The sequence below is a fragment of the Micromonospora sp. NPDC049366 genome, assembly GCF_044466625.1.
Lineage (GTDB): Bacteria > Actinomycetota > Actinomycetes > Mycobacteriales > Micromonosporaceae > Micromonospora.
The window spans coordinates 167,439-179,468 of the sequence record NZ_JBITMV010000008.1 but is presented as its reverse complement, the minus strand read 5'-3'; the positions used below and the strand labels follow the sequence as shown (position 1 = coordinate 179,468).

General features: G+C 73.6%; 9 protein-coding genes. All 9 read left to right on the top strand.

Going from position 1 to position 12,030, the window contains the following annotated elements; translation table 11 throughout:
* Positions 1 to 91: 91 nt before the first annotated feature.
* Positions 92 to 2,251: a TOMM precursor leader peptide-binding protein gene (locus tag ACIBTV_RS14040; RefSeq protein WP_396704736.1), complete on the top strand. Its 2,160-nt coding sequence runs from the start codon at positions 92 to 94 to the stop codon at positions 2,249 to 2,251.
* 52 nt (positions 2,252 to 2,303) lie between these two features.
* Positions 2,304 to 2,486: a hypothetical protein gene (locus ACIBTV_RS14035; protein WP_046564715.1), complete on the top strand. Its 183-nt coding sequence runs from the start codon at positions 2,304 to 2,306 to the stop codon at positions 2,484 to 2,486.
* Between the two features lie 184 nt (positions 2,487 to 2,670).
* Positions 2,671 to 2,883 (top strand): thiazolylpeptide-type bacteriocin, encoded by a 213-nt coding sequence (locus ACIBTV_RS14030; RefSeq protein ID WP_396704734.1) that lies wholly within the window; start codon positions 2,671 to 2,673, stop codon positions 2,881 to 2,883.
* A 75-nt stretch (positions 2,884 to 2,958) separates the two neighbouring features.
* A complete protein-coding gene (locus ACIBTV_RS14025) occupies positions 2,959 to 3,144 on the top strand; it encodes a thiazolylpeptide-type bacteriocin (RefSeq protein ID WP_396704732.1) in 186 nt (61 codons plus the stop codon).
* A 92-nt stretch (positions 3,145 to 3,236) separates the two neighbouring features.
* Entirely contained in the window at positions 3,237 to 5,195 is a 1,959-nt protein-coding gene (locus ACIBTV_RS14020) for a TOMM precursor leader peptide-binding protein (protein WP_396704730.1), read from the top strand.
* A 10-nt stretch (positions 5,196 to 5,205) separates the two neighbouring features.
* Positions 5,206 to 6,894, top strand: coding sequence for a nitroreductase family protein (locus tag ACIBTV_RS14015; protein WP_396704728.1), 1,689 nt, complete (start codon positions 5,206 to 5,208; stop codon positions 6,892 to 6,894).
* Between the two features lie 67 nt (positions 6,895 to 6,961).
* A complete protein-coding gene (locus ACIBTV_RS14010; RefSeq protein ID WP_396704726.1) occupies positions 6,962 to 9,733 on the top strand; it encodes a lantibiotic dehydratase in 2,772 nt (923 codons plus the stop codon).
* Complete coding sequence (locus ACIBTV_RS14005) at positions 9,726 to 10,772, top strand: thiopeptide-type bacteriocin biosynthesis protein (protein ID WP_396704724.1); 1,047 nt, start codon at positions 9,726 to 9,728, stop codon at positions 10,770 to 10,772. Before ACIBTV_RS14010 ends, ACIBTV_RS14005 begins: the two co-directional genes overlap by 8 nt.
* Positions 10,769 to 11,989, top strand: coding sequence for a hypothetical protein (locus ACIBTV_RS14000; RefSeq protein ID WP_396704722.1), 1,221 nt, complete (start codon positions 10,769 to 10,771; stop codon positions 11,987 to 11,989). The genes ACIBTV_RS14005 and ACIBTV_RS14000 overlap by 4 nt, the downstream gene beginning before the upstream one ends.
* Positions 11,990 to 12,030 lie beyond the last annotated feature (41 nt).

Genomic DNA, 12,030 nt, shown 5'->3' with positions numbered 1-12,030 from the left:
TCCCGCGAAACAATCTGTTGACGTACGTATTGATCATGGGCAGCATGAAGACACTTTCAGTTCGACCGTGATCGCTGGCATAGGAGCCCTGATGAGTGTGCCGCCGGACGGTGGAGTGAGTCTGGAAATACGGCCGAAGCTGCGGCATGACGTGGTCTTTCTGGACGCGCCGGCCGGTGCGTACCTTCGCGGGCCGGACACCGCATTCCTGATCAAGGGACGATCCGCGTTCCGCTGGTTGACCTCCCTGAGCCCCTACCTCAACGGTGAGCACACCCTGGCACAGCTCACCGCGTCACTCGACGTGGGGCAGCGGCAGACAGTGCTCAGCCTGGTCCGCGCACTGCTCGCCCGTGGCTTCGCCAAGGACGCCGGGCAGCGCACCGAGCTGCCCGAGCCGGTGGCCCGCCGGTTCGCCGCGCAGATCGAGTTCGTCGACCACTTCACCGACGACCCCACCGGCCGGTTCCAGCGCTTCCACAGCGCGCGGGTCGTGCTCGCCGGCGCAGGAGCGATCCTGACGGCCGCGGCCGGCGGCCTGCTCCGCAACGGGTGTCTCCGGCTCGACCTGTACCCGGACGACGACCCGGCCCGCCACGCCGACGCGCTGCGGGCCGAGGAGGCGGAGCTGCGGGCCGACGGGCTGGCCGCCGACGTGCGGGTGCACGACGGTCCGGCCGATCCGGCCGGCGCGGACGCCGTGCTCTACTGCGCCGACCGGGCCGGGTTGCCCCGGCTGGCCGCGCTGGCCCGTGCCGGTCACCGGGACGGGCCGCTCCTGGTCCCCGTGGTCTGGGACGACGAGCGGGCGGTGCTCGGGCCGACCGTCGCAGCCGGATCGACGCCCTGCTGGCTCTGCGCCCACCTCCGGCTCACCGCCGGCGCCGACCCGGCGACCGCGGCCGAGTTCTGGCGGCACCTCGCCGTCGGCGCCGGTCCCGACGTGCCCGCGCCGCTGCCCGAGGTGACCGCACGGATGCTCGGCAACGCTGCCGCGTTCGAGCTGTTCCGGGCGTTCACCGGGGCGCTCCCACCGGACACGGCCGGCGGGGTGTTGCTGCTCGACCGGTCCACCCTGGAGTCCGTCCGCGAGCCGGTGCTGCCGCACCCGGCCTGCCCGGTCTGCCGCGACGTCGAGGTGGCCGCGCCGGTCGAAACCGCCGACTCGGAGGACGAGACCTACCAGCGTGCCCAGGCGCTGGTGTCCCCGAACGTGGGGGTCTTCACCCGCTTCGTGGACGACCCCCTGGAGCAGGCACCCCTGAAGACGGCCCGGCTGCGGCTGCCGGGGCGGCGCGGACCGCGCGAGCTGACCGCCTTCGACGTGCACACCGTGATGAGCGCCCGGCTCGCCGCCTACCGGATCGCGGTACGCGACCACGCCTCTCGCTACGCCGACCCCGCCGCCGGTGTCGTGGCCACCGCCGCGGAGCTGCGGGAGCGCGGCGAGCGGCCGGTGCCGTGGAGCGAACTGGACACGGCGACCGGCGCGCTGCCGTACGACCCGCACCGAGCGGTCCGCTGGCTCCCGGCAACCGTGCTGGGCCGCCCGGAGACGGTGTGGGTCCCCGCCGCCGCGGCGCTGCCCACGTCGGCCGCGAACGGCGCGGGTCTCGCCGAGCGGACCGTCGCCGGCGCGGCGGCCGCCGGCAGCCTCGACGGCGTGGTCGACCAGGGTCTCGCCGACGCGCTGGCCTACCACGCGTTGACCGCCGCGATACGCGGCGGCGCCGGCCTGACCCGGGTGGACGAAGAGGACCTGGTGACCGACGACGACACCGCGTTCGTCCTGAAGGCGGCCCACCGCCTCGGCCGCCAGGTCGCGGTCTTCTCCCTCACCGGGGCCGCGCCGGCGCACGCGGTCCTCGCCGTCACGGAGGCGCCGGGGGGCGAGGACCGGGACTGGCGGCTCGCCGCCGGCTTCGATCCCGTCGCGACCCGGCTCGCCGCGGCGCGCGACCTGGTCGGGCGGCTCCAGGTGCGGCACTTCGAGGGGGTCGACGCCGACCTGGGCGAGCCGGTGCTCGCCGACCTCGACCCGGTCACCCTCACCGCCGCGGCGGCGTCGCCCGTCGACGGTGACCGCCCCGCGGCGCCCGGCGGCACCGACCGGGACGCCGTCCTGGCCGCCCTCGCCCGGCGGGGGATCACCGCGTTGCTGGTCGAGACCACCACTCGCGACATCCGGGCCGGCGGGGCCTTCCGCAGCGGCGTCGTCCTGCTGCGCCATTCCGGCCGCGCGGCCGACTGAGCCACCACACCAGTGGTCCGAGCGAGGCACGCACCGCGGAAGGAGGTGAAACATGCCGATCACCCTGAACGACGAGCTCCGCGAGCTGGAGACCGAGACCTTCGAGATCGAGGAGGTCGAGGACGGCGGCGAGGCGCTCGCCGCGACCAGCTCCAGCTGCTCCTGCTCGAGCTGCTGCAGCTGCAGCACGTCGAGCTGCTGCAGCACCAGCACCAGCACCTCCAGCTGCGGCTGACCGGGTGAGCGGGGTCGAGCCCCGACGCTGACGCAGTCCGGTCCCGGTGGGACAGCCGCATCCGACGCACCATCCGCCGCCGGCCCACACCGGCGAGCAAACCCGTGTACCTCCGCTCGGTCCACGTGGTGGTGCGGATCCACACCCACCTGAGGACCGGCGCAGACGGCTCAAGGAGAGGCCCGTGACATCACCCCTGGCAGACGCACTGCCCGAGTCGGTCCGCGGCGAGCTTCGCGACCTGCAGACCGAGACGTTCGAGGTCGAGGACATCGCCGATCTGTCCGCCGACCTCATGGACATCTGCAGCAGCAGCACCAGCACCTCCAGCTGTTCCAGCTGCAGTACGTCCAGCTGTTGCAGCTGCACCTCGTCGAGTTGCAGCAGCACCAGCTGAGCCCGGCCCCACCCGGCCGCTCCGGACGACCGTGCGGCGCCGAGGCCCGGACACGCCCGAGGGGAGGTAGAGGAAATGCCGGAACTGACTGATGAACTGCGCGCGCTGGAGACCGAGACGTTCGAGATCGAGGACGTCGACGCCATCGACGCGATGGTCATGGACTGGTCCAGCTCCAGCTGTTCCTGCTCGAGCTGCTGCAGCTGCAGCACGTCGAGCTGCTGCAGCACCAGCACGAGCACCGGATGCGGCGGCGGCTGACCGACCGACCGCAACCGTCCCCGCCGGCGAGCCACGCCGGCGGGGCACCCGGTCCCCGACCCGCCCGCCCGACCGCAGACAGGTGATACCGCATGATCGTCGACGTCCGGACCACCTCCACCGGGTGGGACACCAGCCTCAAGCAGCTCGGTGAGGCGTTCCACGAGCGACTTCAGGACCCGGCGGACCAGCCGGCCGACGCCGAGGGTCCGTCGGGCGCCGTCGCCGTACGCATCGCGGCCCTCGGCCTGACCGACGCGTACGCCGACGCCGGCGACGGGCTCACCGGCGACGTGGTCCCGATCTGGCTGCACGGCGCCACCGCCCTGGTCGGCCCGCGCTGGTCCGGCGGTCCACCGGCCCGGCCCGGCCCGTGCCCGCACTGCGTGCAGCGCCGCTGGCAGGCCATCCGGGTACGCGAGGAACGGCACGCCCTCGAACACGGCGCGCGGGTAGGAGTGGTGGCCGCGCTGCCGCACCTGACGCCGTTCGCTGTCGACGCGCTCTGGCAGCTGTTCCGGCAGGTCTGTCGACCGGGACCCGGCCGTCCCGGCGTGGGACGGCTGTACCAGCTGCGGATGGACACGCTGGAGACGACCGTGGTCGAGGTGCTCGCCGACTCCGAGTGCCCGGCCTGCGCCACCCCACGACCGGACACGGCCGAGGCCGCGGTGATCCCACTGACCCGCCGACCGAAGTCCGACCCGACGTCGTACCGGCTGCGGTCCGCCGCCGACCTGGACCTGCCGGTCGGTGCGCTGGCCAACCCGGTCGCCGGGGCCCTCGGCGGCAACGCGCTGCGGGCGTACAACGCCACCGCCACCGCCCCGGTGACCGGCTACTTCCGCGTCCGCAGCCGGTACGACCTGCACGAGATGTGGTGGAGCGGACACGCCAACAGTTACGGCGGCAGCGAGACGTACGCCCTGCTGGAGGGCCTGGAGCGGTATGCCGGCCAGTTTCCGCGGGCGCGCCGCACGGCGGTGTTCGACAGCTACGCCAACCTCGCCCCGGACGCGCTGGACCCGGCCGGTCTGGGCTACCACCCGGCCTTCTACCACGGCCACGGGCTCTACTACGCCCCCTACACCCCGGGCGAGCCGATGCACTGGGTCTGGGGCTGGTCGCTGCGCGACGGCCGGCCGCGGCTCGTACCCGAGCAGCTCGTGTACTACCTGGACCGTCGCACCGACCAGCGCAAGTTCGTCCAGGAGTGCTCCAACGGCTGCGCCAGCGGCAGCAGCCCCGAGGAGGCGCTGCTGCACGGCATGCTCGAACTCGTCGAGCGCGACGCCTTCCTGCTCGCCTGGTACGGCTCCGCGCGCCTGGCCGAGATCGACCCGGCGAGCTGCCGCGACGAGCGGGTGCGGTTCATGCTCGATCGCGTCGACCTGCTCGGCTACGACATCCGGCTCTTCGACACCCGCGCCGACCTGCCGATCCCGGTGGTGACCGCGGTCGCCGTGAAGCGCGGTGACGGCCTCGGCCAGCTCTGCTTCGCCGCCGGCGCCAGTCTCGACCCCGAGGACGCCGTCCGCGCGGCGCTCTGCGAGACCGCGTCCTACGTGCCCGGCTTCGACGAGCGCGTCGCCGCCAGCGAACCGGAGCTGCGCGAGATGGTGCGGGACTACACCAGGGTCACCGAGCTGAGCCACCACGCGCTGCTGTACGGCCTGCCGGAGATGGCGCGGCACGCGGCCTTCCTCTTCGACGACCCGCCCCGGCGCTCCATGTCGGAGCTGTACGGCGACTGGTTGGCCACCCGGCCCGCGCACGACGACCTGCGCGACGACATGACCTACCTCGCCGACCTGATCGCCGGCCTCGGCGGGGACGTCGTCGCCGTCGACCAGACCTGCCCCGAGCAGGATGTCGCCGGGGTGCACACGATGGCCGTGGTGGCCCCGGCGCTGGTCCCGATCGACTTCGGCTGGCAACGCCAGCGGGTGCTCTGGAGCGATCGGCTGGACCGCTATCTGGCGCGGGGACGGCATGGCCCGGACCAGCTCGGCGCCACCGGCCGCAACCCCCACCCGCACCCCTTCCCGTAGGAGCGCCGACATGCAGCACGACCCCCGCGAGGTCGTCCGCGACTACACCGAGGCCGTGTTCCGGCGGGCCCGCACCCCGATGGAACCGCTCCACTACGAGGTGGACTGGGCCGACCAGCCCTCCCGGCACAAGAGCTACCCCGGCGCGCCCAGGCTGCCGCTGCCCGCCGATCCCGGTGCGCTGCCCACGTTGCGGGAGCTGCACACCGGGGACGGTCTGCCGCTGGTCACCGGCTGGTCGCTGCCCCGGCTGGCCGACCTGCTGCGGCTGTCGTACGGCGTGTTGGACCGGCGGATGACGGTCAACTGGAACCAGGACGTCGCCAAGCGAGCGCACTTCGAGCACGCGGTCTGGGGGCGCGGCACCGCGTCCGGCGGCGGGATGTACCCGGTGGAGCTGTACCTGATCGCGGGCGGCGGTGCGCCGGTGCTGCCGGGGGTGTACCACTACCACACCGGCGCGCACGTGCTGGAGCGGCTGCTGCTCGGCGACGTGACGGGCCGGGCCCGGGCCGCGCTCGGCGTCGACGTCGGCGTCGATGGAACGGCTCCGGGCGCGACGGCCGACAGCTACCTGCTGGCCAGCATCCGGTTCTGGAAGAACTCGTTCAAGTACAACAGCTTCTGCTACCACGTGGTCACCCAGGACCTCGGTGCCCTGCTCGGCTGCTGGGACCTGTTGGCGCCGGCGCTCGGCGTGCCCCTGCGGCGGCTGCTCGGCTTCGACCCGGCACCGCTGGACCGCCTGCTGGACCTGGACGGCGACGCGGAGAGCGTCTTCGCCGTCGTGCCGCTGAACTGGGCGGCCCCGGCCGCCGCGCCCACCGGCTCGGCGACGGGGTCCGCCGCGTTCGCCGGGGCGGTCGGCGCCGGCGACACCGGCCCGGCGACCGACGGCGTCGACGGGACGCGGGTGCGCCACGCCGCCTTCGAACGGTCCCGCCGCGTACGCGAGTTTCCCGCCGTCACCGCCGTGCACCGGGCCGCGGCGGCCCCCATCGTGGCTACGCCGGACCGCGTCGGCGCGGCCGTCCCACGGGAGCTGGCCGGCGAGCCGCTCCCGCTGCCCGATCCCGCGTTGGACCGTCTCGACAGTCCCCTCTCCACGGTGCTGGCCACCCGGTCCAGCAGCTTCGGCCGGTTCCGTCGGCCGCCCGACCTCACCGCCGCCGACCTCGGCACCACGCTTGCCTTCGCCGCCGCCGGTCGCCGTTACCCGGCCGACGTCAAGGGGCCCGACGGCGGGCCGGCGCTTACCCGGCTCTGGGTCTTCGCCAACCACGTCGACGGCGTGCCGAGCGGCGGCTACGCGTACTGCGAGCGGCGACACGCGTTGCTGTTCGCCGGCCCGGAGCCGGCGGACGGGATGTCCGCCTTCCTGCAACAGCAGTACTTCCTCACCAACTACACGATGGGCCAGGTCGGCGCGGTGCTCGCCATCTCCGGCCGGCCGGACGCGGTGCTCGACGCCTTCGGCCCGCGCGGCTACCGGATCCTCAACGCCGAGGTCGGCACCGTCGCGCAACGCGCGTACTGCGCCGCCACCGCCCAACGGGTGGGCTGCGGCGCGGTGCTCGGCTTCGACAACGTCGCCATGAACACCGCCCTCGGGCTGGACGGCACCGATGAGCGGACCGTGCTGTTCCTGCTCCTCGGCCAGCACCCCGAGGCGACCGCCGACCTGGCGTACCGACTGTGACCGCCCCGACCGGCCCGCCGCGCCCGGGCCCCGAGTCCGTGACCGCCCGCAGACCAAGGAGAGACCCGTGACGGTGTCCCTGCCCGCACCCCCGGCGACCGCGATCTCCTGGCGGATGCCGGAGGTGTTCATGCTGCGCACCGCCGGACTGCCGCTCGAGGTCGCCGACCGGCTGGCCTTCGACGGGACCGCCCGGTGGGCCCGCCGGGTGCTCGACCTGGAGGACGAGCTGCGGTGCGGTGGCCGGGAGCTGGCCGACGCGCTCCAGGAGGCGATCGCCCGGAACCTGTCCGACGACGGGCTGCGGCAACGGCTCATCCGGTTCCGCCGCGACGTGTTCAACCTGCGCCCGCCCCGCCCGGCCGACCTGGCGGCCTGGCCGGTCGCCGCGCTCGGCGCGCGCACCCACCGGGACCTGACGCGCTGGATGGAGACCTTCGCGGAGTACCAGCGGGAGCTGGCCGCCGGCCCGGCGCTGCTCGACGGTGAGCTGGCGCAGCGGCGGGACGTGCTGCGCGCCCTCGCCGACGACCCGGACCTGCGGGGCGGCATCCTGCTCGCCTCCCCGTCGCTGGACCGCTACCTGCCCCGCTACCTGGCCGCGACCGGTCCGCTCGGCAAGCGGGAGCGCCGAATGGAGCGCTCGCTGCTGGAGTACGCGTACCGCACCGCGACCAAGACCAGCCCGTTCAGCCTCCTGACCACGGTCAACGTCGGCACCTTCGGCACCGGCACGGGTCGGCTGCTCGACGTCGTGCCGACCGCCGACGGCATCGGTACGACGAAGCGGGGCAGCGCCCGTCTCAACCTGGCCGCCCTGGGCCGGCTCTCGGCCATCGTGCTCGCCGACGAGACGCTCCGCGCGGACCTGCCGCTGGCCCTGACCACCGGCTGGCGCATCGCGCACGGCCGACTGCGCTACCTGCGCCGCCGACGGACCGGCTCGGAGGACGGCGACGCCGCGATCACCCTGGAGTCGATCCACGAGTCGCTCTTCGTGCTGCCCACCGGCCGCGTGCTGTACGACATCCTGGCCGCGCTCGACGGCGGCCGGGTACGGCGGATGGCCGACCTGGTCGGCGAGCTGACCACCGCCGACCGCCCCGCCGAGGAGATCGCCCAGTACCTGCACCACCTGCTGCGGGTCGGCCTGCTGGTCGTGCCGAACCTGCACCTGGACATCCACGCCGACGACCCGGTGGACGGCTACCGGGCGGCGCTGCGGGGGATCGGGCGGGAGTGGGCCGACCGGCTCGCCGAGCGGGTGGGCACCGCCAACCGGCTGGCCACCGGCTACCCGGATCGGGACGTCGACGGGCGCCGCAGGGCGCTCGACGGGATCCGCGACGAGTTGACCGCCGCCCACCGCGACGTCGGCCGCCTCGACGTCCCGGCCCCCCGGACCCTGCTCTACGAGGACGCCACCCTGTCCACCCGCGGCCCGGTCACCGCCGACCGGGCCAGCTGGGAGCGGAGCATCCTGCGCCCGCTGCGGGCGCTGGCCCGGATCATGCCGGTGTTCGACATCAACCTGCCCCGCCGGCTGGCCACCAAGGGCTTCTTCCGGGCCCGGTACGGCGCGGGCGGGCGCTGCGACGACCTGCTCACCTTCGCCCACGAGTTCCAGCAGGACTTCTTCGAGCACTACAGCGGCCGGATGATGCGCCGCCGGGCCTTCGACGCGGACAACCGCTACGTCCGGCAGGAGAACTGGTTCCGGCAGGACGAGATCACCGCCCTCGACGACGCCCGGCTGGAGGTGGCCCGGCGGATGGATGAGGCGTACCACCGGCTGCCGCACGACGCCGACGAGTTGGTCCTCGACGAGGCGTTCATGACCGAGGTGGCCGCGATGGTGCCGGAGACCCTCGGCACGCTCGACCCGCGGTCCTTCTTCCTCCAGCTCGCCGACCAGGGCGAGCGGCACCGGGTGGTGGTGAACCGGGTCTACTCGGGAATGACGCTGCTCTTCTCGCGCTTCGCGCACCTCTTCGCCGCGGAGGACCTGGCCGGCGCGCTGCGCGCCGAACTCGCCCGGCTCCAGCCACCGGGAGTGGTGTTCGCCGAACTCAAGGGCGGGTACGACGCCACCAACCTGAACCTGCACCCGGTCGTGACCCCGTACGAGCTGGTCTGCCCCGGGGAGATCAGCTTCCGGTCGGCCGCCGAGCAGATCCACATGGACGACCTCACCGTCGTGCACGACCCGGTCGCCGACCGGTTGCTGCTGCGCTCACGTCGGCTCGACGCCGAGGTCGTCCCGGTCTACCTCGGGTTCCTGCTGCCGATGGCCCTGCCCGAGGTGCAGCAGGTGCTGCTGACCTTCGCCTACGTCGGCATGGCACAGCCCGACCTCTGGGCGGGCACGACCGTGCCGCTGCCCGGCCGGGGCATCGCCGGTTATCCGCGCATCGTGCACGGCGACCTGGTGCTGCAACGGCGGATGTGGAAGCTGCACCCGGACCATCTGCCCACCCGTACGTCGGGCCAGAGCGACGCCGACTGGTTCCTGGCCTGGCAGCGGTGGCGGCGGGACAACCGGCTGCCCCGGCGGGTCTTCGCCACCCCCGAGGGCACCCGGCTCGCGCCGGCGGCCGGGGACGAGCCGGGTCCGACCGTCGGCGCCCGGCCGGACCACAAGCCGCTCTACGTGGACTTCGACAGCCACTTCTCGCTCCAGTTGCTGGACGCGACGGCGCGTGCGGCGGGCAGCCGGCTGGTGCTGACCGAGATGCTGCCGGGCCGTGACGAACAGGTGCTGCGCGGCGAGGGCGGCACCTACGTCACCGAAGTGACCGTCGAACTCAACGGCGTCCGAGGGGGAGTGGACCATGACTGACTATCCGTCGCCGGTCGACCACGGCTGGCTCAGCGTGCACGTCTTCTACGCCAGTAACGCCAACCCGATGCTGGTCGAGGGCGTCCGCCCCCTCGTGGACGACCTGCGGGCGGAGGGCCTGATCAGCCGGTACTTCTTCATCAAGTACTGGATGGAGGGCCCGCACGTCCGGCTGCGGGTGCTGCCGGCGCCCGGTGTCGACCCGGCGCTGGTCCGGGCCCGGGTGGACGCGGCGATCGACGCGTTCCTGCGCCGCCGTCCCGCCCTGTACGAGGTGGACAGCGCGGGGCTCGGCGACCTGTACAAGCAGATGTTCCTCGCCGAGTACGGCCGGGCCCGGTGGGACGAGGAGTACGGGCCGGACGGCGTCATGCCGATGCGGGCGAACAACAGCCACCACCACATCCCGTACGAGCGGGAGTACGGCCGCTACGGCGGCCCGGCCGGGATCGAGATCGCCGAGTGGCACTTCGAGCACTCCAGCGACGTGGTGCTCGACCTGCTGGCCACCACCAACGTGCACGTCCGCCCGGTGCTGCTCGGGCTCTCCGCGCAGCTCACCATGATGGCGTGCGCGGTCTTCCTCGACGACGACCGGCGGATCGCCGGGTTCCTCGACGAGTACCGGCGGTTCTGGGAGGTCTCCTACTCGGAGCCGAGCGACGACTACCACGCCAGCTTCGACACCAGCTACCGGCGGATGGACGCCGCGCTGCGCGGCCGGCTCGCCGACATCCGCGCCGCCGCCCGCGACGAGGCGGCGGTCCGGCCCGGCGGGGTCGAGGGCCGTTGGCTGGCGCACTGCCGCGCCCTGCGTGAGCGGGTGGTGGCCGCTGCGCAGCGCGACGAGTTGGTCTTCCAACGTGGAGACGGGGCACCCACCCCGGTGACCGATCTCGACGCGGCGCTGCCGATCCTGCTCAGCTCGTACGTGCACATGACCAACAACCGGCTCGGCGTGAGCATCCTCGACGAGATCTACCTCTCGTACCTGTTGTGCACCGCGCTGCGCGACGACGCCCCGGCCGGCACGAGATGACCACGGTCGACGCGACCTGGACCCGGCCCCGGCTCCGGGCCGGGGTGGTGCTCGGCCCCGGCCAGTGGCGGGCCGGGAAGCTGGTGCACCACGTGAAGGACCGGGAGACCGGCTGGTTCTACCGGGTCGGCCCGCGGGAACACTTCCTGCTCTCCCGGATGGACGGCAGTCGCTCGCTGGACGACCTCGCCGCCGAGTACGCGGCGACCTACCGTCGGCGCCTCGGGCCGGAGAACTGGCAGCAGCTCTTCGGCATGCTGCACCGGCGGCAGATGCTCGACGGCGCCACCGACCCGGCGGCGATCGCCCGGCTCACCGAGTCGGCGGCCGAGGGCGCGGCGAAGACCCGGCGCGGGCCGCTGTCGGCCCGGTTCCCGCTCTTCGACCCGGATGGGCTCTTCGACCGGCTGCTGCCCTGGCTGCGGCCGGTGTTCAGCTGGGCGTTCGTGCTGCCGGCGCTGCTGGCCGTGCTCGCCGTCGCCGGCTACGTGGCACTGCACCTGCCGGAGCTGGTGACCGGGGTCGGCGGCGGCGACCGCCCGGTGGCCGCGATCGTGGCGGCCGTGGTGAGCACCTGGGTCATCGTGTTCCTGCACGAGTGCGCGCACGGGCTGACCTGCCGGTACTTCGGCGGCCGGGTCACCGAGATCGGTGTCATGTGGCGGTTCCCGCTGGTGGCGCCGTACTGCAAGGTCGACGACATCGTGCTCTTCACCCCGCGACGGCGGGTCGCCACCGCGTTCGCCGGGGTGTTCGTCAGCATGCTGGCCCTGGTGCCGTTCGCGGCGATCCGGGTCTGGGCGGGGCCGGGCGCGCTGCGTGACCTGGCCGGTACGATGCTGCTCTTCGGCACCGCCACCGCCGCGCTCAACCTCGTGCCGTTCCTGCGCCTGGACGGCTACTACATGCTCAGCCACGCCCTGAACCTGGCCGACCTGCGGGCCGACACGTACGCGTACTGGGGTCGGCTGCTGCGCGGCGGGCCGGCGGCGGTGGCCGACCACCGTCGCCGGGACCGGCTGGTCTACGCCGGGTACGGGCTCGCCTCCGCGCTCTTCGCGGTGACCGTGGCGACCCTGCTGGTCCGGTACTGGTACGTCTCACTGGCCGGTTGGATCGGCTCCGGCTGGGCGATCACCGTGCTGGTCGCCGAGGCCCTCGCCCTGCTGGCCCTGACCGCCCACCTGACCCGCCGCCACCGGCGCCGCCAGCCCTGACCCCCACCCCCAGCGGCCCTCGCCCACCGCCACGACCGGGG